Genomic DNA, 22,545 nt, shown 5'->3' with positions numbered 1-22,545 from the left:
TCGTTCCCGTGTCCTTATATTTTCAAACGTTGATTGTCCGGATCATAGAGCGGCCCCTGGGCGCGCGTCACCGGGTAACGTTCGCCGAATACTTCCAGCTCGAAACCGGTTTCAGCCTCCAGATCGGCCGGCAGATACGCATAGAGGATCGTCTTTTCGACCGTAAAGCCATAGCCAGCGCTGCAGGCGAGAGAAACTGTTTCGCCATCGAGAAGCAGGGTCTCGCCGCCGGTCAATGGCAGTTTTTCACCGGTCACGAATGTGTTCAGCCGACGCTCCACCCCTTCCAATTTCTGCTTTTCGAGCGTCTTTCTGCCGATAAAATCCCCCTTCGACTTCAGGTGCACCCGGAAGCCGAGACCGGCTTCGATAGGCGTATAGTCTGGCGTTATATCCGCGCTCCAGTAGAGGTACCCCTTTTCCAGCCGCAGCGATTCTATCGCCCGATATCCGACATCGGCGACGCCGTGTGCGAGACCGGCCCGCCACAGCGTGTCGTAGACGTGTAGCCCGAACTCCGTTGGAACATGCAGTTCCCATCCCAGTTCGCCGACATAGCCGATGCGGATCGCGCGCGCCGGCGCTGCGCCAATGGCGATGTCGCGCACCGTTGCAAACGGAAACGCCTCGTTCGACACATCTTCTTCACAGACAGCCTGCAGAACATCGCGGGCTTTCGGTCCGCAGATGTTGATGACAGCGCGCGCGGATGTGACTTCAATCAACTGCGCACCGCCTCCCTGCGAAAGATGCCTGAGGATCCAATCGGAATCGTGAACGCCGAATCCGGATCCTGTGACGATGTAATAATGATCCTGACCGAGCCGGGTAATCGTGAGATCCGTCTCGATACCGCCCGCCTCGTTGCAGAACTGCGTGTAGATAACCGAACCGACAGGCTTGTCGACATTTGACACCGCCATTGCCTGCAAGGCTTCGCATGCGTCTGGGCCTATCAGTTCGAACTTGGAAAAGCTGGACTGGTCGATTAGCGCGACACGTTCGCGAACCGCCTTGTGTTCACCCGCTGAGAAGGCTTTCCAGCCAGGATCGAGAAAGGCAAGCTGATCGACCGGTTCCACGCCATCCGGCGCAAACCAGAGCGGCCGCTCCCAACCATTCTTTGACCCAAAGACAGCGCCCTTTTCCTTTAGGCGATGATAAAGAGGGCTTAGACGCAATTGCCGCGCCGTCTCGTGTTCCTGTCCCGGATAGCGCATTTTGTAGTGATGAGCGTAATGCTCGACGGCGCGGGGATACATGAAACTTCGCGCGCCGTGGTGTGGTCCAAACCGCCGAATGTCGAGCGGCCAGAGATCGAGGCTGGGCCTGCCTTCGAGTATCCATTCCGCGATCATTTCGCCGGCGCCGCCGCCGGCGGCGATCCCGTAAAGAAAGCCGGTCGCGGACATAAGGTTTTCGAAGCCCGGCGCCCATCCCATCACGAAATCGCCGTCCGCCGAATAGGGGATCGGACCGTTGATGACGGTGCGTATTCCGACTTCGTTGACGATCGGCGTAACCTCACCGGCCTTCACGGCCAGCGGCTCGAAACGTTCCAGGTTTTCAGGCAGGAGTTGGCGGGCGAATTCACCGGGAATTCCGCATTCGCCGAACGGAATGGTGTTGTCCTCGTAGCCACCAATGACCAGCCGTCCGCCCGCGTCCGGTTTATAATAGACAAGGCGTTCAGGATCGCGCAGCGTCGGCAGATTGTCTGGAAAGCCGGGGATAGGCTCCGTAACGATGTACTGATGCTCCACCGCGCATGCCGGAATCATGAGGCCAAGTTTGCGGCCGAGCTCGCGGCTCCACATGCCCGCCGCGAGCGTGACGGTCCGGGCCTCGAAGGCGGTGTCTCCCGCCAGCACCTGATGTACGCGCCCGTTTCTGACTTCGAAATCGGTGACCTTCGTGTTCTGGCGGATATCGACGCCAAGCTTGCGGGCCCCCGAAGCGATCGCCTGGCACAGGCTCGCCGGGTCGACATGCCCGTCGGAAGGTATGAAGGCGGCCCCTTCGAGACCGGCCGTCTCGATATAGGGAAACAGCTCCTTTGCTTCGGCCGGCGAAATCATGTGCATTTCAAGATCGAAGCTGCGCGCCATGGTGGCGAGCCGCTTTGCTTCGAGCAGCCGCTCCTTCGTCGCCGCTAATCGGAGGCTTCCAACCTTCTTCCAGTCGAAGGCCATGCCCGTTTCGGCTTCGAGCCGGTCATAGAGCGCCACCGACCGCTTGAGCATGCGCGTCGTGTTGCGGGACGAGCGAAGCTGACCGACGAGACCGGCCGCATGCCAGGTCGCGCCTTCGGTCAACGCCGATTTTTCAAGAAGGGCGATGTCCTTTTCGCCGGCAAGAGCGAGATGATAGGCGATGGAGCAGCCTATAATGCCGCCGCCGATGATCAGATGATTGACCGAAATTGCACTCACGCGCCGTACTCCGCTGGTTTGCCCGGAAAACATTATCCGAGCCAAATGGACATGAATCAACAAATATTGTTGTTTTATGTTGAAATATATAAACTGCTATGATCCGGATGTGGACAAGTGGAAGAAGCAAACCCATGTCGAAATATGAAACCGCGATACGCGAAGCCGTGACGCTGCGCGGCAGCGTTACAGTCGCTGAACTGGCCGACGCCCTCGACGTTTCCGGCCAGACGGTGCGCCGGATAATCAAGCCGATGGTCGACCGGGGCGACGTCAGGAAAGTCCACGGCGCCATCGTCAACGCAAGAAGCGCGATGGATCCGCCATTTCTTGCGCGCATGCATGAACAGCAGAAAGAGAAAGCGGCGATCGCGGCGGCGGTTGCGCAGCTGATCGATGATGACGGTATCGTCGCCATCGACACCGGCTCCACGTCAGCCTATGTGGCGCAGGCGCTGCGTGTTCGCCGCAACCTGACCGTCGTCACCAATTCGGCGTTCGTCGCAAGCACGCTGTCGATGATCGAGGGCAATCGGGTATTCATGGCTGGAAGCCGATTGCGCGATCATGACGGAGCCGCATTCGACCGCGCCGCGTTCGATGTGATCGCCGGCTTCCAGGTGGACTACGCAATCCTCTCGGCCTCCGAGGTCCATCCAGAACGCGGCTTCCTGGTTCAGGAACAATGCGAAAGGGATATCGCCGTGGCAATGATGGAGATCGCATCCAACTGCGTGATGGCGGTCGACGGCGCCAAGTTCAGGGACACGGGGCGGCGACCACTGCTGAGCCTGCCCAAGATGGCAGGCGGCAGCATCGTCGTTACCGAAGCGGCGCCGGACAGCCGCTTCGAGGCACTCCTGAAGCCGTTCCGCGTCGAGATTGCCGCCACTCAGGCTGGATGAGGCAAAAAAACGCGCAACGCCTTCAGCACTTCGTCAGGCTTCTCCCCCGGAAGCATGTGACCCGCGCCGGAGATCACAATCTCTCTCGCATCCGTCAGGGCGGCCGCCATCTTCCGTCCCTGCTTCAGCGGCGTCATCTTGTCATTCTCCGCGAGGATGCAGAGGCACGGACACGCAACGGATCGCGCGGCGTCCTCTCCCGCATCATAGTTGGCGCATGCAGACAAATCGGCGAACAAGGCGCCGGTTTCGTTGTTCGCCATCAAATGCCTGCCGAAATTCATCTGGTCGAGACCCGGCAGCGTAGCATCGTGAAAATGCCCTTCCCGGCCGTGTCCCCAATCCGTCATTGCGGCGATCGCCTTTTCCTCGCGGTTTTGCGCCATGTCGAGCAGAGCCGGATTGACCGGTATCGCGAGCGCCGTCGCAACCAGGGACAGCGACGCGACGACCTCCGGCCGACTGGACGCCAGTTCGAGCCCCACAAGTCCGCCCTGGGAGTGGCCAACAACATGGGCTCGCTTGACGCCTGTCTGCTTCAACAGGTCGGCGCACCATTCAGCCATGTCGCGAATGGAGGTTAGAGCCTCTCCGCCGGACAAACCATGCGCTGGCAGGTCGGGCATCAACAACTGCCAGCCGCGATTGGCCAGAAACCGACCCTGGAGCATCCATGTCAGATGGGTCTGCCCACTGCCGTGAAGGAGGAGCAAAACCGTTCCGTTCGGATCAAACTCTCGGCCGCCGGTGCTGACAAAAACCGGGGCGCCATTGACATCGATCTTCATTTCGAGCCTCCGACAGATTTGCCGGCGATCTTCAAAGCCCTGTCAAAATCCGCCGCCAGATCGTCAAAATCTTCGAGCCCAACGGAAATGCGGATCATGTCGTCAGTCAATCCGGCGTTTTCCATGGCCTGTGGCGTCAGGTGCGAATGCGTCGTCGATCCCGGATGAATGACCAGCGTTTTGGCGTCTCCTACATTGGCGAGATGCGAGGCGAGTTCCACGGATTCGATGAAGGCCCGTCCCGCCTCGCGCCCGCCTTTGACGCCGCAAGCGATGATCGATCCCGCACCTTTCGGCATCAGACGCTTCGCAACCTCATGATCGGGATGATCGGTCAGCGACGGATGCCTCACCCACCCGATCTGTTCATGCGCGGACAGGAACGCGAGCATTTTTTGCGTATTCGACATGTGTCGCTCCATCCGGAGGCCGAGTGTTTCAAGCCCTTGGAGCAGGTGGAAGGCATTGGTCGGCGACAGACACGGACCTACATTGTACATGCCCTCGGAGCGCACGCGCATTGTGAAGGCGAGCGGTCCGAATTCTTCCCACAGATTGACCTGCTGGAAGGCGTAATGCGGGCCTGTCAGCGTCGGGAAGCGATCGTCTTGCCCCCAGTCGAAATTGCCTCCATCGATGATTGCGCCGCCCATGGCCACGCCGTGACCGCCAATCCATTTCGTTAGCGAGTGAATGACTATATTGGCGCCATGATCAAGGGGCCTGAATAGCCATGGCGTATTGAAGGTCGCGTCGAGGACCAGGGGAACGCCGGCTTGCTCGGCGATAGCAGCAATCTTCGGAACATCCATGACGTCCAGACCCGGATTGCCGATCACCTCTCCGAAAATCATCTTGGTGTTCGGCCGGATCGCAGCGGCAAAGCCATCCGGGTCATTGGGTTTCACGAAGGTCGTCTCGATACCGTAACGGCTCAGCGTGTGTTCGAAGAGATTGATGTTCGCCCCGTACATTTGCGACGACGAGACGATGTGATCGCCGGCAGAGCACAGGGCCAGCACCGTCAGAAACAACGCAGACATACCGGACGCTACAGCGACGGCGGCGACGCCGTCTTCAAGCGCAGCGAGGCGCTGCTCGAGCACCGCGACCGTCGGATTACTCAGGCGGGAGTAGATGTGCCCGCCAATTTCCATATTGAAGAGCGCAGCCGCGTGTTCGCTGTCCTCGAAGACATAGGATGTGGTCTGGTGAATCGGCACGGCGCGCGAACCAAACCGCTCGTCCGGACTCTGTCCGGCATGCAATCCAAGCGTATCGAACTTGTAGTCGCCAGCCATGCGCTTTCCTCCTGAAAAACCGCTCTCCCTTAACAAGAACTATCGTCCAAGGCCACCGACGAAAAGCTCTTCCCTGACCAGCCTTTCCGACAGGGCGAAGAGCACGATGCCGGGAAGAGATGCGACGAGCGCGATGCCGGCCGCCGAAGCGTCGAGACTGCCTCCGGAGATTTTTGAGAAAAGAAGTGTCGGCAGCGTCACGATCCGCCCCTGCCCGAGAAAGAAGGTCAGCAGGAAGACATTGGACGACACAAGGAATGTGAAAAGAGCCCCTGCCACCATGCCGGGCATGAGCATTGGCAGCGTTACGCGCAGAAGGATCCGCCCCCGACCCGCTCCGAGTATGGCTGCTTGTTCTTCATAGTCTGGCGCCAGCCCCTGATAGACGGATGTCAGCATACGCACCATGTAGGGAATGGTCGGAATGAGATGCGCAATGATTATACCGGTATAGCTGCCCGCCAAGCCCAGACGGATATAGATCATCAGCAACGCCATGCCGACGACCGCTTCCGGCACGATCAGAGGCATCGACAACAGGAATTCGAAAGCCCGTTTACCCCTGAAACGGTCGCGAGCGAGCGCCCGTGCAGCCGGCAGGCAAATCACGAGGCACAGCAGCGTCGCCGCAAGGCCGATGAACAGGGTGTTGATCGTCGCTATTCCGACTTGCGAGTACGGCGATAGGACGTAGTCCCAAGCGAGCGGAACCGGTGAATCAGCACGGCGTTCCAGCCACCATGCGGACGGCAACAGATCCGGCCACGCCCAGCGAAACGCAAAGCTCTGAATGACAAGCGGCAAGAACGGGCCGAGGACGAACGCCACGACGGCCACAATATAAAAACGCTGGAATACCGAAAGTTTCATTTGCTTCGACGCCGACTGCATCTGGATCAGTTCCTGCCGATGCGTCGCTCGAAGCGACGATAGGTCCAGAGATAGGCCAGCAGGATGCACCCGGACAGCAAACCGATCGAAACAACCGCCGCCATGCCTTGCAGTTGAAGGGCGTAATCGGCGTCGTTGAAATAGCGCCAAGCGATTACCGGAAGCGTGTCTGGATAACCGCCGCCGAGAATGAAAGGCGCTTCGAAAGCGCCGATATTGAAGGAGAAACAGATCAATACCGCGGTGACGACGCCCGGCGCAATCTGCGGCAGCGTCACCCGGAAAAAGATCATCAACGGTCCGGCGCCCAGAAGCAACGCTGCTTCCTGTGTCCGCCGACCGATCCCCACCAGCACCGCCGCGACCGCCAGTGTCATGAAGGGAAGCTGTTTCCAGACATAGACTGCGATCACGCCCCAGCCGTAATGCGTTTTGAGAATGGACGGGAACTCGGACGGTTCATTGATCCAGCCGGCAAAGGCGGCGAGCCTCGACAACATTCCGCCATTTCCGAGCATGAGGATGGCAAGAGCGATGCCAACGGCATAAGGAATGACCAGCGGAAGCTTGTAGACGAATTTGACGAAGCGTCGCCCCGTGAAGCTATTCATCAAAGCAAGGCTGAGGATGAGTGCGAGGACCAGCGCCACGATGGTCGAGGCGACGGCGTAATAGAGCGTCAGACCGAGCGAAATCCAGAAAGCCTCGCCGCTCCACAGCCGGGTGAAGTATGAAAAATCGGGAAAAGTGTTGATCCCGAACCAGGGCGCGAAGCCAAGGCTCTGCAGTACAGCCAGAACGACCGCGCCTCCAAACAGGCCTCCAAGCACCAGAGCGACCGGCGCCAGTTCGAGAATGACGATCAGCCGCGACCGATCGCCCTGCATCATTCCGGCTCGGATTTGCCGACGGCGTTCGCCACTATATCAGCGATCGGCTTGTCGGAACCGCGTTCGATATATTCAAGCCAGGTCGCCTCGATGATATCGACAAGGCTGGCGTTCATGTCGGCGACGGCGTTGGCATCGAGATCCTCGCTTGTAACGCCATGATGGCTTGGCGCAGCGATCTTGACGAGTTCACGATCATTGGCGGACAATTGCGTCGGATCTATTCCCACCGGGTAGCCTACCGTCTTCAACTTCGATGCTTGGGCGTCCACGGAGGACATGTAGTCGGCAAACACAAGCGCGCTGGCCGGATTCGGACTGTTTAAGGGAATCGCCAGGTAGTTCTTGTTTTTGATCATCAGTTTTTCCGGAAAGATGAACTCTTGGGCGGCTTCCGGGTAGCGGCCGGTAATGAGCCCACTATTGACCGCATAGATCCCGAACTTGCAGTTGAAGTAGACTTCCGCGTTAAGGAACATGCTGTCGAGAGCGGCAGTGTCCTCAGGATAGCGCGGCTTGCCGCCGTCAGCCGTCGCCAACAGCGGTTCGATCGATTTCAGATAATCCAGTCCGGGAGCGATCAGACGCGCAAGTTCTTCAGCACCAAGTTCATCGACCGATTTCTGGAACGGCTCCGCGCCGTTTCCGTCGGGATTGTGCGCGTAGATTGCTTCCTGCACGAAGGTGTTGCCGACATAGTGAGGTGGTTTTACGTAGGTAAACTTGCCGGGGTTGTCCTCCAGATAGGCCTTGAGATTGGCGAATGTCGATGGGGTATCGGACGCCTGAACGTACTGACCATTCACGGCGCAGACATATTGTTCGCCCGACCACGGCACCTCCCTCCCCTTTGTCTCGGTTCCGAAATCACGGAGATTGGGGCCCGAGAGCGGGCTGGCGGTATCCCAAACGAAATTCTTCGAGTTGGGCAGCGTCTCGGCGAAACTTCCCCACAACGCGTTCTGCTGGGAGAGCGTGAAGAAATTCTCGCCGTTCAACCAGATAGCATCAACGCTGCCCTCGCCTTCCGCCTTGCCTGCGGCGAGCTCGGTCAGCACAAGATCCACCGCGTCCTTGGTTGCGGCGATACGCACAGGATTGAGCTTGACGCCGTGTTCCGCCATGGCCGGCCGAACCACGCTGTCGATCCACACGTTGAGTGTGTCGTCACCGCCCCAATAGTAGAAATTCAGTTCCTTCTCACTTTTGGCTGTAGCCTTGACCTTGTCCCATGCGATTGCGCCAGCCAGATAATCCTGGCGGAAGGAGGCGGCCGGATCCGCCGCGCGGGCAATCGGCGCCGCTCCTGCAAGGCCAATGGACGCGGCAAGAAGCGCGGCGACCACGCGAGACTTTGTCATTCTATGTTCTCCTTTATAGGGCGGAACGCGCTCGCGCCGCTACGCTCGGGCGGAAACAGCCATAGATGCCTGGCTGGAACCGACAGGTGAAGCGCGGCGCCCGGCTCAAGCCGGCGCGTCGAATGCTCCTCGACGGTAAATTGCATGTCTGCGGCCTCCACGACATAAGAAACCGTGGCGCCGTGAAAATCCACCCGGCTGACGACAACCGGCAGCAGATTGGACTGGTCCGGACAATAGGAAGGAAAAAGTGCGAGAGCCTCGTCTCGTATCATGGCGGTGACGCGTTTTCCGGGTTCGACAGCGATGTCCTTGGAAAGCTCGAGCCCACCCCACGGCATGACCAGTCGTCCTTCGGGACTGACGGTTCCGGCGAATATGTTGGTGGCCTTAAGGAATCGCGCCACCTCCGTATCCGCCGGCCTGTGATACACGGCGTCCGGCGTATCGAACTGCCTGAGCCTGCCCTCAAGCAGGATCGCCACGCGGTCAGCGATCTCCATGGCTTCGTCCTGGTCATGCGTCACGAAAACGGTGGTGATCCCGTAGCGTTGCTGCAAGGTTCTGACGAACCGGCGCATGTCGATGCGCAAGGCCGTGTCAAGGCTGGCGAACGGTTCGTCCATCAGGAGAATGCGCGGTTCGGTGACCAGTGTCCTGGCGATGGCGACCCGCTGCATCTGGCCGCCGGAAAGCTGAGCGGGAAACCGGTCTCGATACGAATCGAGCTGAACGATCTGAAGGATCTCGCGCACCCTCTTTTCGATGTCTCCCCGCGCCAGTTTTCGCGCCTTTAGCCCGAATGCGATGTTGTCCGACACGCTCATATGCGGAAACAGGGCGTAGTGCTGTGAAACCATGCCTACGCCGCGCTTCCTTACAGCGACGTCCGCCATGTCGCGGCCATCGAAGCGAATGGTTCCGGAACCCGGAGCATCAAGTCCGGCGATAAGCCTAAGCAACGTCGTTTTACCGCAACCGGAGGGGCCGAGCAGCGCGACCAGTTCACCGGAACCGACGTTTAGATCGATGTTTTCCAGCGCCGTGAAAGCGCCGAAACGCCTGCTGACGGCTTCCAGTCCGAGAGCGCTCACAATATAATCCCGACGATGGCGCAAGGCCAATTTTGCGGCAACCTTTTTCCATTCACTGCCGTGTCTAACTGTCTCAAAAACCCGCACTCCGGAATTCTCAGGTTCGGCGGGAATGCTGCTGCCATTACCGCCAAACTGTGCGTTTCACGGCTATATTATTGATTCTGTCGCGTAAAACCACTCACATTGCACGCTCGAATTCGTGAGCAGCTATCGGCCACGGATGCGTGGATCAAGGGCGTCGCGGAAACCGTCGCCTATATAGTTAACGCTGAGCACCGTGAGCGAAATGGCGAGTCCGGGCCAGATCACGCGTTCGGGATATTGTTGCAGATAATCCGTGGCGTCATAGAGAAGCCGGCCCCAAGTCGGAAAATCCGAGGGAAATCCAAGCCCCAGGAAGGAAAGCGCGGATTCGGTAATGATCGCGTTGGCGATGCCAAGCGTCGCGGACACCGTGATGGGCGAAAGCACATTCGGAAGAATGTGGCGCAGGATCATGCGAAATGGCGACGTGCCGATCGATTTCGACGCTATCACGAACTCGCGTTCCTTCAATGCAAGCACGTCCCCGCGCACAATACGTGCGGTCTGCATCCAGGATGTAATGCCGATCACGAAAACGATCAGGAAGAATATGCCTGTCTCCGGACCAAAGGCCGATCGCAGCGTGTCCCTGAACAGCATGATGATGACCAGCAGCAACGGCAGGAGCGGCAGCGCCAGGAACAAATCCGTCAAACGCATGAGCGGGCCATCCAGCATATGAAAATAGCCCGAAAGCACTCCGATCAAGGCTCCGACCACCAACGCCAGGAGCATAGCGGAAATCCCGACGGCGAGCGACACCTGCCCGCCGGCCAGCAACCGGGCGAGCGTATCGCGACCGAGCTGGTCGGTGCCCATCGGGTGGTTCCAGCTCGGACCCTGGCTGCGAGCGCGAATGTCGATGTACTGAGGATCTATCGACCAGAGATAGGGCCCGAAGAAGACTGCAAGCAGAATGAAGATGAAAAACGCCATTCCCAACATGGCGCCGCGATGGCGGCGAAACTGATCCCAGACATCAAGCCACTGGGAGCGCGGCTCTGTCGTGTCCACGAGGGTTGAATGGACGGCCTCAGTCATAACGAATCCTTGGATCGAGAAGTCCGTAGAGCACATCGGCTATCAGATTGAAGAACACGATGAGCGCCGCGAAGATGAAGGTCAGCGTCTGGACCGTCGGCACGTCGCCGCCCTGAATGGCGATGATGAGCAACTGTCCGAGGCCGTTCACCTTGAAGATCTGCTCGGTGATGATGGCCCCGCCAAAGATCTGCGGCACGCCAAGGGCGATGACGGTCACCACCGGGATCAACGAGTTTCGCAGTACGTGGATCAGCACCACGCTACGCTCGCGCACGCCCTTGGCGCGCGCCGTGCGAACATAGTCCTGATTGAGATTGTCGAGCGCTGCGGCGCGCATGAATCGGCTGATCTGCGCGGCGTTGTAGAGGGCGAGCACACAGACCGGCATGATCATCTGCCGGACCTGGAACAGGAAACTGTCCCAGTCTGTCACCTTGTGCGTCGTGTCGTATATCGACGGAAACCAGCCGAGCCAGACGGAAAAGACGACAATCGCAAGGACGCCGGTAAAGAATGTCGGCACCGAAAATCCGATCATTGAAACGAGCGTTCCAATCTGGTCGAACCAGCTATACTGGCGGTAGGCGGAATAGATGCCGATCGGCAGAGCGATCATTACGCCGACGACATACGACATCCCGACCACCCACAATGTCTGCGGAAGACGCTGCACGATCAGATCCACGACCGGCGATCGCGTCTGCCAGCTTAACACCCGAAGGCGGTCGCCCTGTTCAAGGCCCAGCCAACTTTCGATGACGTTCAGCGGCTCATTGATGAAGAACTGCTTCAACCACAGCAGAAACCGGATATGGACCGGCTCGTTGAAGCCTAGAGACTCACGAATCTTTTCACGGACTTCCGGCGGAATTGTAAGCGGCAGGTTTGCGGTGGGATCGCTCGGAGCCAGGTCCAGCAACAGGAAAATGATGAGGCTGATGACCAGCAGGGTCGGGATTGCAAGGAGCAATCTTCTTATCGTGTAGTGAAACATTGCGTCGGCATCTCGCGCCTGCAGGAAAGCCGCCCCGGGTTTCCGGGACGGCCATTTTGGTTACTTGACGCGATACCAGTCCGCGACGTTCCACAGTTCGGAGTCCCAGACGTTCAGGACAACGCCGCCGAGCGTGTTGGATTTCGCCGAAACACGTCCGCGATCAACGAGAGGAATGAGGACATACTCCTGCATGAGCATGTCGTTCATTGCCTTGGCGAGCTTGGCGCGTTCTTCAAGCGCGCCGGTCTTCGCCATTTTGGCGACAAGGGCGTCATACTCTTCGCTGCAGTAGCGCGGCATGTTGTTGCCCTGCCACTGTGTTTCAGGCCGCGGCGCCTGCTTGCACTCCCAGTTCGCCATGTAGGATTCCGGATCGGTGCCGTCGAAATTGTTGGCGAACATTTCGAGATCCGCATAGAGCTTCTGGAAGGTGTCGGGGCTTGCCGGGTCGCCTCCGAAGAAGACCGACGCATCGATGTTGCGCAGTTCCGTTTCCACACCGATTTCCGACCACCACTGCTTGATCAGCGCCTGAAAGTCCTGGCGCACAGCGTTGGTCGAGGTTTGATAGAGAATTGAAAGGCGTTTGCCGTCTTTCTCCCTCACGCCGTCGGAGCCCACTGTCCAGCCAGCCTCGTCGAGCAGTTTCTTGGCGCCTTCGATATCCTGGACCAGACAAGCGTCATTGGCCGTCGACTTGTAGATTTCCGGCGCGGGCAGCACGTTGCAGGTCGGACGACCGGCGCTGCCATAACCGATTTCGACCAGCAGTTCACGGTCGATCGCCATTGAAAGCGCCTGTCGCACGGCCTTTTCCGTCAGGAAAGGATGTGGGTGCTTGGCTGTCGAACGCTCAGCGCCAAGCGCCGGATCCGGGTCGGTGAGGTTGACTTCGATACGCTCAACGAGTGTTCCGAAAGCCGATACGGTCTCTCCCTTGCCCGCAGCGGCCATATTCGCAATCACGTCGGGAGCGAGTTGCAGGTTCCAGGCATAGTCGAATTCACCTGTTTCGAGAACGGAACGGCCGGCCGCCATGGCGTCGCCGCCGCCCTTGAGGGTCGCCGTTGCGAAAGCAGGTTTGCTTGCGTCGCGGTAATTTGGATTGGCTTCCAGGGAGATCACGTCGTTAGGACGGAAATCGGTCACGCGGAACGGTCCGGTGCCGATCGGGCCGAAATTGGCGTCGGTGCATTCCGGAGCCTTGGCGCCGAGACAATCGGCAAATTGCGCCGCCTGAAGAATCGGGGACTGTGCGCCAACAAACGGGCCGTAGGGGAACGGTTTGGCCACGCCAAAAGTGACCTTGACTGTGCGATCGTCCAGCGCCTCGATTGAAGTGACGTCGTTGTACTTTTCACTCTGCGCGCACCCGCCTGCCGGATCCGTGCAATATTTCCAGGTGAAAATGATGTCCTCGGACGTCACTGGCGTGCCATCCGCCCAAAGGAGGCCTTCCTTGAGCTTCCAGGTGATCGTGGTGAGATCATCCGAAACGCCGCCGTTTCCGACGGTCGGAATGCTTTCCGCCAGCCACGGGACCATATCGCCTGCTTCGTTGTAGCGGGCAAGCGGCTCCAGCACCAGAGAGGCGGCTTCAAGATCCTTCGTGCCGCCCGACAGATAGGGGTTCATGGTCGATGGCGCCTGCCAGTAGATGATGTTGACATGGCCGTCGGACCCCCTGTCGGCCAGCGCGGCGGGAGCCGAGGCCAGTACGGCGAGCGCTCCCAGTAAACACGTGCTTTTCCTCATTTTTCACTCTCGTTCGTTAGTGTTGGTTTCTACTGCTGCTGGTTGAAACCGCGGCGTTCCCGAATGCGCGCCTGTGACGCGCAATGAACCCGACAGCTTCGATCTTCCGGGTCTTCAGTTCAGATTTTCCGGTCGATGTACTCCGTGCGCAAACAGCACACGGGAATAGAGAATTGCTCGGGAACCAATTGTGCGACAGCCGGTCGCCTGCAGGGTGACATGAAAATTCAACCGTTCGCGGCAAGGCGCAAAACGGTGCATCGGGTCTACTGATCAAACGTTCGGATTTGACGTCGCGCGTCGCCCGCTGCAGCGCCTGAAATACAGCCTTCAGGTTCCTGACATCAAGGACCGACACATCAGTATCGCTCATAAAGTATCACCCGGTTCCCCGAGGGCGTCGATTATTGTTTTTGTCGACGTTCATCCCTCTGGGCGGGCACTATGACAAGTTGATTTCATAAATGCAAACACAAGTATCGAGGATTTGAAGTTCCGGTATTTTTCAAAATCATCCCGATAAAGAGCCTACAGAACAGGGGTAGTATTTTTGATGCAATATCAATCACAAGAGCCCGGCCCCATGCGTATTTCCGATCAGCCACTGGTGTATGCCGTCTTCACCGTGGTGTAGAATTCGGCCGCGTAGCGACCCTGTTCACGCGGACCATAGCTTGATCCCTTGCGACCGCCGAAGGGCACATGGAAATCGACCCCGGCTGTCGGCAGGTTGACCATCACCATCCCCGCCTCGGAGTTGCGCTTGAAGTCAGTGGCGTATTTCAGGCTCTGCGTACAAATGCCGGCGGACAGGCCGAACGGCGTGTCGTTGGCGACAGCCAGCGCCTCGTCATAGTCTTTGACGCGAATGGTGCTTGCGACCGGTCCGAATATTTCCTCGCGCGAAATCCGCATATTGTTGGTGCATTCGGTAAACAGCGCCGGCTGCAGGTAGAAACCGGGCGTCGCCCGCTGCAATCGCGCGCCGCCAAAGGCGAGTTTCGCGCCTTCGGATTGGCCGATCTCGATATAGGACACGTCCTGGTCGAGCTGGCTCTGGTCAACGACCGGGCCGATATGCGTGCCTTCCTTCATTGCGTCGTCGACGACCAGACCCTCAAGCCGCTTCGTCAGCGCCGCCACGAAGGCGTCATGCACGCCCTTTGTCACGATCAGCCGGGAGGATGCCGTGCAGCGCTGGCCTGTCGAGAAAAACGCCCCGTTGGCCGCGCATTCGACGGCCGTCGGAAGATCGGCGTCGTCGAGGACGACAAGCGGATTCTTGCCTCCCATTTCGAGCTGGAATTTGCGCATGTGCTCCACGCTCGCGGCCGCCACCCGCTTGCCAGTCGCGACCGAGCCGGTGAAGGTTATGGCGTTGACATCGGGACTGTCGAGGATCGCCTGTCCGACCACCGATCCGCGCCCCATGACGAGATTGAGAACGCCATTGGGCAATCCCGCGCGATGCAGGATGTCGACAATCGCCCACGAACAGCCCGGAACCAGATCCGCCGGTTTGAAGACGATTGTGTTGCCGTAACACAGCGCCGGCGCGATTTTCCAGGCCGGGATAGCGATCGGGAAATTCCAAGGCGTTATCACGCCAACCACACCAACGGCTTCACGGGTCATCTCGACGCCGACGCCAGGACGCACAGACGGCACGGTTTCTCCGTATAGGCGCAACGCCTCACCTGCGAAGAAATCGAAGATCTGCGCCGCGCGGATCGTTTCGCCAATCCCTTCGGCAAGCGTCTTGCCTTCCTCGCGCGACAGCAGGCTGCCCAATTCTTCCTTGCGGGCGAGTATTTCAGCCGCCGCCTTCTTCAGAATGTCGTTACGCTGCAACAGGCCCGACCGCGACCAGGCGTGTGACGCCGCCTTCGCCGCGGCGATCGCCTGCTCCGTCTGCCCTGCGTCAGCGCGCGCATACTCCCCCACCACTTCGTCGGTGTTGGAGGGATTGATGTTCGGCGCCTCGGAACCGCTAACCCATTCGCCGTCGATGAGATTTGCATGAATGGTCATGTTCGTCATATCCTTCTGTCGGATTAGAGTAGATTGCGGTGCGCCAGATTTTGCATGAGCGCCCGCGCGCCGAAGGTCCAGGGCGGACATTCGGTTGAAAGCTTCACGATATTGGTCAGACTGCCGAGACCGGAGGCAGAAATTTCCACGATGTCTCCCAGCTTGTGGGTGAATCCTTCGCCCTCGACATCGCGATCCTGGGTCGGCGCGAAAAGCGTTCCGAGAAACAGCATGAAGCCGTCCGGATACTGGTGATGAGCGCCGCATGCCTGGCCGACGAGATCCAGAGGATCGCGACTGATCTCCTTCATGGAACTGGAGCCTTTCAGCACGAAACCGTCGTCGCCTTCCACCATCAGATCGAGTTCTGCGTTGCGGACGTCGTCCATGCCGTAGGTTTCGTCGAAGAGACGGATGAAGGGCCCGATCGCGCTTGACGCATTGTTGTCCTTGGCCTTGCCGAGCAGCAACGCCGAGCGGCCCTCGACATCACGCAAATTGACGTCATTGCCGAGCGTCGCGCCCTTAACCCTGCCCTTGCTGTCTACCGCCAGAACCACCTCCGGCTCAGGGTTGTTCCAGGCCGAGACCGGGTGCAGCCCCACCGCCGCGCCCCAGCCGACGGAAGCCATGGGCTGGCATTTGGTGAAGACCTCCGCGTCAGGGCCGATGCCGACTTCCAGGTATTGCGACCAGACTCCTTCCTCGATCAACGCCTTCTTGACCTCTCGCGCCCGCTCCGATCCGGCCTCGAGATTTTTCAGACTGTCTCCGATAATCTCCATGCAGCGGCGTCGAATGGCGTCCGCCTTGGAAGGGTCGCCCGCCGCCCGCTCTTCGATCACGCGCTCGATCATCGAACTGGCGAAGGTCACGCCGCAGGCCTTTACGGCCTGAAGGTCGCAAGGAGCGAGCAGATGGACAGCGTCGGCTCCGGTGTGGAAGCTCCGCGCAGCGATTTCCTCAAGCAAACCGATCGACCGGCCCTCCGTCGCATTGGCATAAGCGACTGCGTCATCGCGTTCGAGGAAGTCTCGCATCGTGGGAACATCTTTCGACGTGATGTCGAACAGCTTGCCGTCGCGCAGAGCGACAACCGACGGGCCTTGCGCATCCGGTCGCCACACCCTTCCAACGAACACGCCGCGGTCCGGCATAGACAGGCTTCTCATCGTCGGTCACCCCCTTGATCGCGGTTTATCCGTGTTGCGCCGCTGGTTGTATCCTGGCGTTTATACCGTAAAAAAACGGAATCGAAAGACGAGGCTACGGAGAATCTCCGGGACCCCGATTTTGGAATGTCGAACGCCGATGCGCGGCATGGACGAACGCAGCTTTCAAACAGACCGAATCCGGACTTGACGCTCACCGCAATCGCCGTTACATGCGGGCGATTGGCGGCCATCCCGAAACTTTCAACGCCGCCGATGACCGGGACGCTCTTGTGGCGTCGCCGGAAATACGGATCGGAGTGTAGCGCAGCCTGGTAGCGCACCTCGTTCGGGACGAGGGGGTCGGAGGTTCGAATCCTCTCACTCCGACCATTTCTTTCAATAACTTAGCTACAATGCTAAAGTCTTACCCACACTGATACCCACCTGAAATAACATCTTCCATCGCAAATGCTGAACATATCAAACCGCGGACGTGTCTCCATCTATTTCCCTTGCTGCGAAGACATAGATCACTATTATTCAGAACAGTGAATTCGAGATCCCGAGATCGAATAGTTTTCGGCCGCCGCGCGGCGCGACTGGCCCTTGGCAATGGCGTCCGCTACATGGCGGCGAAGGTCACAGGAAAGTGCATGGGTCATCAAATCATCTCCTTGACCCAAAGAATCACACCGCCTGCACCATCGGACGCATCTCTAATTCAATCAAGGAGCACTATTCTCTAGCATCTGTTGATTTCGAATTACTTCTTTAGATCTGGCTGAGAACTATCGCGTTCTGAACTAAAATCTGACCAGCAAAGAGAGTGCAAACAAAGTAGCTTTTGGAAAACCATTCGCTCAAATCACGAACAGCGATAAAACCTCACGATGTGTTCGGTTGCATCTGTCAGACCGCTATCTGGCCCGAGATGCGGGTGAGTTTACCAAGTGATTTCAAGCTGGTGTAGGCGCATTCTCGCGTATAAGACCCTCGTTCTTCAGTTCCGTCCAGAAATCCGCCGGGATATCATGATTGATGAGGGCAACATTCTGATCGAGATGCTTCTTCGTCCGGGTGCCCGGGATGTTGGTGGAGATCGCCGGATGCGCCAACACGAACTGCAGAGCGGCAGCGGCCAACGGCACATCGTAGCGTTTGCAGACGGCTTCGATCTTCGAAACATGATCCAGGATATCGGGTCCGGCCTCGCTGTAATTGTAGTGCGCGCCCTTGACGGCACCAGTCGCGAGAATTCCGCTGTTGAACCCCCCTCCGAGCACGATGGAAACGTCGCGTTCCTCACACAATGGCAGGAATGTATCGAGCGCATCCTGTTCGAGCAACGTGTACCTGCCGGCCAAAAGGAAACAGTCGAAGTCGCGTTCTCTGAGGGCAGCCTCGCAGACCTGCCACTCGTTGCAGCCTACACCGATTGCCTTGACCACGCCTTCCGAACGCAATTTTTCAAGCGCCTTGAAGCCACTATCCATGGCGGTACGGAAATGCTCCTTCTGCAGTTCGGGCCCATGGGAGAAGACGTCGATGTCATGAATGAACAGCGTATCGATCTTCGAAACGCCGAGCCGCTGCATGCTGTCCTCGAAAGAGCGCATGCAGCCGTCATAGCTGTAGTCGTGGACGACTTCGAAGGGTGGCATGTCGACCCAGAAGAACGAGGTGAGATTGCCTTCCGGCACCGGCTTTAGCAACCGGCCGACCTTGGTCGACAGTACATATTCGTCCCGCGGAAACTTGCGGAGCGACTCCCCCAGTCTGTGTTCAGACAGGCCGTGGCCGTACATGGGAGCCGTATCGAAATACCGCAGCCCGGCGTCCCAGGCGTGCTGTATCACGTCACGCACATCCTGTTCCGGAACCGCCCTGAATTGATTCCCAATCGGCGCGGTGCCGAACCCCATGGCGGTGACCTCAAGGCCCGTCCGTCCGAACTTCCGTTTCTGTGACGCCTCCATGACGACAACCTCCCTTGCTACTTGATGAATGGGTATTTCGAACGGTCAATCGTCAGGGAGACCGCCAGAATGATGACGATCCCCTTGACGATGTCCTGGGTGAAACTGTTGACCTCGGTGACATCCATGCCGTTGGTCAGGATGGCGATGACGAGCACGCCGAGGAAGGTGCGATGCGGACCGCCGACACCGCCCGAAAGCGCCGTTCCGCCCATGACGACGGCGGCGATGGAATTGAGCAGGAGACTGCTGCCGGCCGTTGGCGTACCGGCTCCGATCTGTCCGGTCATAATGACGCCTGCAAAGCCGCAAATGGCGCCGGCGAGCGCGAAGGTCAGCACCTTGTAGAAGATCACCGGCACACCGGCATTCGCGGCCACGATCTCGCCGCCACCGATGGCATAGAGATAGCGGCCTAGCTTGGTGTAGAAGGCCACGATGGTCAGGAGCGCCACCGCCAGTAGGGCGAACCAGATGACATTGGGGATACCGAGCAGATAGGTGCCGTTGACGATGTCGGTCAGCGAGCCGTCCATGAACAGGATCGACTGGCCGCGTGATATCTGGTTCGACAAGCCTGACAGCACCGACAGCATGCCGAGCGTCACCAGGAACGACGGAACCTTGAGTGCCGTTACCAGACCGCCATTGATAAGGCCGACCAGCGCTCCGACGCCGACCGAGATGAGTGTCGCTCCGACCGCTCCGAACTTGTCGACCGTCAGCGCCGCAAGGATGCCGGTCAGGGTGACCTGTGCTCCCACGGACAGGTCGATGGATCCGATCAGGATCACTACCGTTCCTGCCAGCGCCACGATCAGCAGGACGGCGGACTGACGGCCGATATTGATCGCGTTGGCGTACGAGAAGAACAGCGGATTGACGTAGGTGAAATAGACAATCAGAACGACAATCGCCACTAATGGCAGCAGGATCGTACGAAGGTTGATGTCTGCGGTGATATTCTTTTTACCCGTACCGGTCATCACAGTTCCTAGAGCATGGCAGCCACGACATCGACTTCGCGCGGCTTGTCTTCTTTCGGTGCATCGAAAATGGCTGAAACTTTCCCCTTCCGGAGCACCAGGATGCGATTGGACAGTCCGATCAACTCGGGCAGATTGTCCGAGACGAGCATGATCGCGCCGCCGTTGGCAGTGATTTCCCGCATCAGCCCGTAAATGTCTTCTTTTGCACCGACGTCGAGGCCGCGTCCTGGATCGTCGAGCACCAGGATGCGCACACCGCTCGCCAGCCACTTGGCGAAAACGATCTTCTGCTGGTTTCCGCCGGAAAGCGTCCTGCAGCTTGCTGCCGGTCCGGAAGCCCGTACCTTTAGCCGGTCAATCCACTCCGTGGTCAGGCGGCGGCTCTTCGATTGGGAGATCAGACCCAGAAGGCCCAAGCCGAGTTGCTTGAGATTGGGCAATGTCAGGTTCCACTCGACACTGGCGGTGCCGATAATGCCTTCGGCGTGGCGTTCCGCCGGAACATAGCCGATACCCTGGCGGATGGCGCTCTGCCGAGATCCGGCATCCAGCACAGTACCGAACGCCTCAACGCGGCCTTCGTCCTGGCTGTCGGCCCCGGCAATAATGCGTGCAAGCGACGACTTGCCCGATCCCAGAACCCCGGCAATTCCAAGGATCTCGCCTTCATGGAGATCAAGCGAAACGCTTTCGAGGTGTCCCTCGCGCATGATGTTTTCGGCATGCAGGACTACCGTGTCCGACGGGTTGCGCTGGATTGCTTCGCGGTAATATTCCTCGTTTCTCTGACGCCCGACAATCAACTCGTGGAGTCCGGGCTCATCGATCGAGTTGATGGGCCGCTGGTCGATCACTTCGCCATCCTTGAGGGCGACCACCTCGTCGCACGTCGCAAAGACATCTGCCAGGCGATGCGAAACCAGGACGAAGGATGCCTGCGAACGCCAGCGTCGGATTCCCTCGAACAGCTTCTCGGCCTCCATGTCCGAAAGAGCACTTGTCGGCTCGTCCAGCAGAATGATCGGCTCGACCGGATAAACCCGTTTCAAGGCGAACGCCTTTGCGATCTCCACAAGCTGCCGCTGACCGAAAGTCAGTGAACCGGTCAGGCTGGTCGGGGTGACATCGATCTGCAATTCGTCGAGAACTTGTTTCGCCTCGTCGATCATCGCCTTGCGCAGCAGCCAGCCGCCGACGGCAAATCTCTTTTCCCGGCCGAGGAAGATATTCTCGAAGACCGGTATGTTAGGTATGAGCCCCTGTTCCTGGAAAACAGTGGCGATGCCGTTTCGCGACGCTTCCGTCGGATGACCAAACCGGACGTCCGCACCATTGATCCTGATCGATCCGGAATCCGGTCGCACGGTGCCGTTGACGATCGACAGAAGCGTGGACTTTCCCGCGCCATTCTCGCCCACGAGGCCAATCATCTGATGACGCTGCAGGGTGAAGCTGACATCGGAAAGGGCGCGCACGCCCGGATAGGATTTCGATACGCCGCGAAGTTCGAGTGCAGGTGCAGCGAGGGACCGACCGTCGGTCGATCCCTTCTCAACCTTCGCAATCGAAGACGTCATTTAAATGGGCCGGACTTGTAGTGATCGGCGTAAAGCTTAGCCACCGCGTCGAACTCGGCTTTCCAGTCAGCTGACCTGTAAGCTTCGTTGAGGTTAGCTTCCCCATCCTGACCGGCCCAATGCGTGAACGGATCTATCGGATAAATGTTGTTCTGCGGGTCCCAGGAGTCGGGGTTGAGGGTCCGGCTCATCTTCTTGAAGTCGAATGGCAGTTCCGCGGCCTTGTAGATCTTCTGGTCGATCTCGGCGGCGTTTTCCGCCGTCGCCGTCAGGGAGCCCGTATAGAGAAGTCGCTCTGCAAGCTTTGGTTTCCAGCCGTTGAAGGCATCGAACAGGGTCACGGCAGCAAAGCCCGCCTGATAAGGCGCCAGCGACGTGTTGGTGGCGACATACTGGCCGCCCTTCGCCACTTCCTGCAGACCTTCCGACAGACCGTCGATGCCGGCGATCTTGACGTCGGTCATGTTGCGCTCTTTCAGCACGCTGAGCGCGCCGAGGGCCATGGAGTCGTTCTGCGCGAAGACCGCTTTCATGTTCGGATAGGCTGTCACCATGCTGAGCATGACCGTGCGGGCTTTTTCGCGAACCCAGTCGCCGCGCGGATTACCGACGAGCTTGATGCCCGGGAACTCGGCCGCAGCCTTCTCGACACCGGCCGTGCGGGCGTCGTCGGTGGGTGTTGCAAGCCCTTTGATGTGGACCACCTCACCCTCGCCGCCGATCGATTCGAACAACACCTTGGCGACCTGGTAACCGGCCTCGACGGAGTTTGCGGTCATGTAGTTGATGAAATGATCACCGACGTCCGGCGGCGTGAACCAGGCAGGGATTTCCCACACAGAGGTGTAGTAGATGCCGTTTTCCTGACAAAGCTTCGCAATCATCGGCACTTCGCCTGCGGCAATGACCGTGTTGATCAGCATGTTGACGCCCTGCGTCGGCAGGCCGCGGACCTGCGAGATTTCGCGGGCCGTATCGTTGTCGTGGTAGAGTTCGACCTGCTCGGTACCGAGCGCCGGCGCCGTTGCTTGAAAGCCCTTGATAAATGCCGCCCAATAGTCGTTTGCAGGCGTGGCGACGAGGGTCGCAGCCTTGCCTTCGGCCGCTCTCGCGACGCCATCCAGACCACCTAGGGCGAGGCCTGCCGGAACGCTGACGCCCGCAGCCGCAGCGAGCTGCATGAACACGCGGCGCGACATCGGGTTTCGGATTTGAGTTCCTGCTTTCAGTATTGATTCTTCATCAGACATTACGTTTCCTCCCGTAATTGCAA

Annotated in this window: 17 protein-coding genes and 1 tRNA gene; 2 read left to right on the top strand and 16 right to left on the bottom strand. The window is 58.8% G+C overall.

Going from position 1 to position 22,545, the window contains the following annotated elements; translation table 11 throughout:
* Positions 1–14 precede the first annotated feature (14 nt).
* Complete coding sequence (locus AAFN47_RS14145) at positions 15–2,432, bottom strand: GcvT family protein (RefSeq protein ID WP_499809890.1); 2,418 nt, start codon at positions 2,430–2,432, stop codon at positions 15–17.
* A 134-nt stretch (positions 2,433–2,566) separates the two neighbouring features.
* Here AAFN47_RS14145 and AAFN47_RS14140 point away from each other — a divergent pair, with 134 nt between their 5' ends.
* Entirely contained in the window at positions 2,567–3,337 is a 771-nt protein-coding gene (locus AAFN47_RS14140) for a DeoR/GlpR family DNA-binding transcription regulator (RefSeq protein ID WP_499809889.1), read from the top strand.
* On the opposite strand, the gene AAFN47_RS14135 is transcribed toward AAFN47_RS14140, so the two are convergent.
* The 11 genes from AAFN47_RS14135 to AAFN47_RS14085 form a co-directional block, all read right to left on the bottom strand.
* Positions 3,325–4,125: an alpha/beta fold hydrolase gene (locus tag AAFN47_RS14135; RefSeq protein WP_499809888.1), complete on the bottom strand. Its 801-nt coding sequence runs from the start codon at positions 4,123–4,125 to the stop codon at positions 3,325–3,327. The genes AAFN47_RS14140 and AAFN47_RS14135 overlap by 13 nt on opposite strands.
* Complete coding sequence (locus AAFN47_RS14130) at positions 4,122–5,426, bottom strand: O-acetylhomoserine aminocarboxypropyltransferase (RefSeq protein WP_499809887.1); 1,305 nt, start codon at positions 5,424–5,426, stop codon at positions 4,122–4,124. The genes AAFN47_RS14135 and AAFN47_RS14130 overlap by 4 nt, the downstream gene beginning before the upstream one ends.
* Before the next feature lie 39 nt (positions 5,427–5,465).
* Positions 5,466–6,296 (bottom strand): ABC transporter permease, encoded by an 831-nt coding sequence (locus AAFN47_RS14125; RefSeq protein WP_499809886.1) that lies wholly within the window; start codon positions 6,294–6,296, stop codon positions 5,466–5,468.
* A 26-nt stretch (positions 6,297–6,322) separates the two neighbouring features.
* The gene (locus AAFN47_RS14120; RefSeq protein ID WP_499809885.1) at positions 6,323–7,207 is read right to left on the bottom strand and encodes an ABC transporter permease; all 885 of its coding nucleotides are present in this window, start codon (positions 7,205–7,207) and stop codon (positions 6,323–6,325) included.
* Positions 7,204–8,568, bottom strand: coding sequence for an ABC transporter substrate-binding protein (locus AAFN47_RS14115; RefSeq protein WP_499809884.1), 1,365 nt, complete (start codon positions 8,566–8,568; stop codon positions 7,204–7,206). Before AAFN47_RS14115 ends, AAFN47_RS14120 begins: the two co-directional genes overlap by 4 nt.
* Entirely contained in the window at positions 8,565–9,662 is a 1,098-nt protein-coding gene (locus AAFN47_RS14110; RefSeq protein WP_499809883.1) for an ABC transporter ATP-binding protein, read from the bottom strand. Before AAFN47_RS14110 ends, AAFN47_RS14115 begins: the two co-directional genes overlap by 4 nt.
* Before the next feature lie 210 nt (positions 9,663–9,872).
* The gene (locus AAFN47_RS14105; RefSeq protein ID WP_499809882.1) at positions 9,873–10,790 is read right to left on the bottom strand and encodes an ABC transporter permease; all 918 of its coding nucleotides are present in this window, start codon (positions 10,788–10,790) and stop codon (positions 9,873–9,875) included.
* Positions 10,783–11,787 carry an ABC transporter permease gene (locus AAFN47_RS14100; RefSeq protein ID WP_499809881.1) on the bottom strand — a complete coding sequence of 335 codons (1,005 nt, stop codon included), beginning with the start codon at positions 11,785–11,787 and terminating at the stop codon, positions 10,783–10,785. The genes AAFN47_RS14105 and AAFN47_RS14100 overlap by 8 nt, the downstream gene beginning before the upstream one ends.
* Positions 11,788–11,847: 60 nt before the next feature.
* Positions 11,848–13,545, bottom strand: a complete 1,698-nt coding sequence (locus AAFN47_RS14095) for a peptide ABC transporter substrate-binding protein (protein ID WP_499809880.1) — start codon at positions 13,543–13,545, stop codon at positions 11,848–11,850.
* A gap of 597 nt (positions 13,546–14,142) precedes the next feature.
* A complete protein-coding gene (locus tag AAFN47_RS14090) occupies positions 14,143–15,576 on the bottom strand; it encodes an aldehyde dehydrogenase family protein (protein ID WP_499809879.1) in 1,434 nt (477 codons plus the stop codon).
* A gap of 23 nt (positions 15,577–15,599) precedes the next feature.
* Complete coding sequence (locus tag AAFN47_RS14085) at positions 15,600–16,748, bottom strand: fumarylacetoacetate hydrolase family protein (protein WP_499809878.1); 1,149 nt, start codon at positions 16,746–16,748, stop codon at positions 15,600–15,602.
* A gap of 295 nt (positions 16,749–17,043) precedes the next feature.
* Between AAFN47_RS14085 and AAFN47_RS14080 the strand changes: the two genes are divergently transcribed.
* Positions 17,044–17,120: transfer RNA gene (locus tag AAFN47_RS14080), tRNA-Pro, on the top strand.
* Between the two features lie 566 nt (positions 17,121–17,686).
* On the opposite strand, the gene AAFN47_RS14075 is transcribed toward AAFN47_RS14080, so the two are convergent.
* The 4 genes from AAFN47_RS14075 to AAFN47_RS14060 are packed head-to-tail and all read right to left on the bottom strand — an operon-like array spanning position 17,687 to position 22,522.
* Complete coding sequence (locus AAFN47_RS14075) at positions 17,687–18,706, bottom strand: aldo/keto reductase (RefSeq protein WP_499809877.1); 1,020 nt, start codon at positions 18,704–18,706, stop codon at positions 17,687–17,689.
* Between the two features lie 17 nt (positions 18,707–18,723).
* Positions 18,724–19,692 carry an ABC transporter permease gene (locus AAFN47_RS14070; protein ID WP_499809876.1) on the bottom strand — a complete coding sequence of 323 codons (969 nt, stop codon included), beginning with the start codon at positions 19,690–19,692 and terminating at the stop codon, positions 18,724–18,726.
* 8 nt (positions 19,693–19,700) lie between these two features.
* Entirely contained in the window at positions 19,701–21,272 is a 1,572-nt protein-coding gene (locus tag AAFN47_RS14065; RefSeq protein WP_499809875.1) for a sugar ABC transporter ATP-binding protein, read from the bottom strand.
* Complete coding sequence (locus tag AAFN47_RS14060) at positions 21,269–22,522, bottom strand: sugar ABC transporter substrate-binding protein (RefSeq protein WP_499809874.1); 1,254 nt, start codon at positions 22,520–22,522, stop codon at positions 21,269–21,271. Before AAFN47_RS14060 ends, AAFN47_RS14065 begins: the two co-directional genes overlap by 4 nt.
* Between the last annotated feature and the right edge of the window lie 23 nt (positions 22,523–22,545).

The sequence above is a fragment of the Hoeflea sp. CAU 1731 genome (assembly GCF_039888615.1).
Lineage (GTDB): Bacteria > Pseudomonadota > Alphaproteobacteria > Rhizobiales > Rhizobiaceae > Flavimaribacter.
Note: the sequence above shows the minus strand (reverse complement) of the source record. Positions and strands in the feature narration are given on the sequence as shown.

Bases quoted from the DNA above. Each gene is read 5' to 3' on its own strand.
- AAFN47_RS14140 (WP_499809889.1), top strand. From the start codon at position 2,567: ATGTCGAAATATGAAACCGCGATACGCGAAGCCGTGACGCTGCGCGGC.
- AAFN47_RS14135 (WP_499809888.1), bottom strand. From the start codon at position 4,125: ATGAAGATCGATGTCAATGGCGCCCCGGTTTTTGTCAGCACCGGCGGC.
- AAFN47_RS14130 (WP_499809887.1), bottom strand. From the start codon at position 5,426: ATGGCTGGCGACTACAAGTTCGATACGCTTGGATTGCATGCCGGACAG.
- AAFN47_RS14125 (WP_499809886.1), bottom strand. From the start codon at position 6,296: ATGAAACTTTCGGTATTCCAGCGTTTTTATATTGTGGCCGTCGTGGCG.
- AAFN47_RS14120 (WP_499809885.1), bottom strand. From the start codon at position 7,207: ATGATGCAGGGCGATCGGTCGCGGCTGATCGTCATTCTCGAACTGGCG.
- AAFN47_RS14115 (WP_499809884.1), bottom strand. From the start codon at position 8,568: ATGACAAAGTCTCGCGTGGTCGCCGCGCTTCTTGCCGCGTCCATTGGC.
- AAFN47_RS14105 (WP_499809882.1), bottom strand. From the start codon at position 10,790: ATGACTGAGGCCGTCCATTCAACCCTCGTGGACACGACAGAGCCGCGC.
- AAFN47_RS14100 (WP_499809881.1), bottom strand. From the start codon at position 11,787: ATGTTTCACTACACGATAAGAAGATTGCTCCTTGCAATCCCGACCCTG.
- AAFN47_RS14095 (WP_499809880.1), bottom strand. From the start codon at position 13,545: ATGAGGAAAAGCACGTGTTTACTGGGAGCGCTCGCCGTACTGGCCTCG.
- AAFN47_RS14090 (WP_499809879.1), bottom strand. From the start codon at position 15,576: ATGACCATTCATGCAAATCTCATCGACGGCGAATGGGTTAGCGGTTCC.
- AAFN47_RS14085 (WP_499809878.1), bottom strand. From the start codon at position 16,748: ATGAGAAGCCTGTCTATGCCGGACCGCGGCGTGTTCGTTGGAAGGGTG.
- AAFN47_RS14075 (WP_499809877.1), bottom strand. From the start codon at position 18,706: ATGGAGGCGTCACAGAAACGGAAGTTCGGACGGACGGGCCTTGAGGTC.
- AAFN47_RS14070 (WP_499809876.1), bottom strand. From the start codon at position 19,692: ATGACCGGTACGGGTAAAAAGAATATCACCGCAGACATCAACCTTCGT.
- AAFN47_RS14065 (WP_499809875.1), bottom strand. From the start codon at position 21,272: ATGACGTCTTCGATTGCGAAGGTTGAGAAGGGATCGACCGACGGTCGG.
- AAFN47_RS14060 (WP_499809874.1), bottom strand. From the start codon at position 22,522: ATGTCTGATGAAGAATCAATACTGAAAGCAGGAACTCAAATCCGAAAC.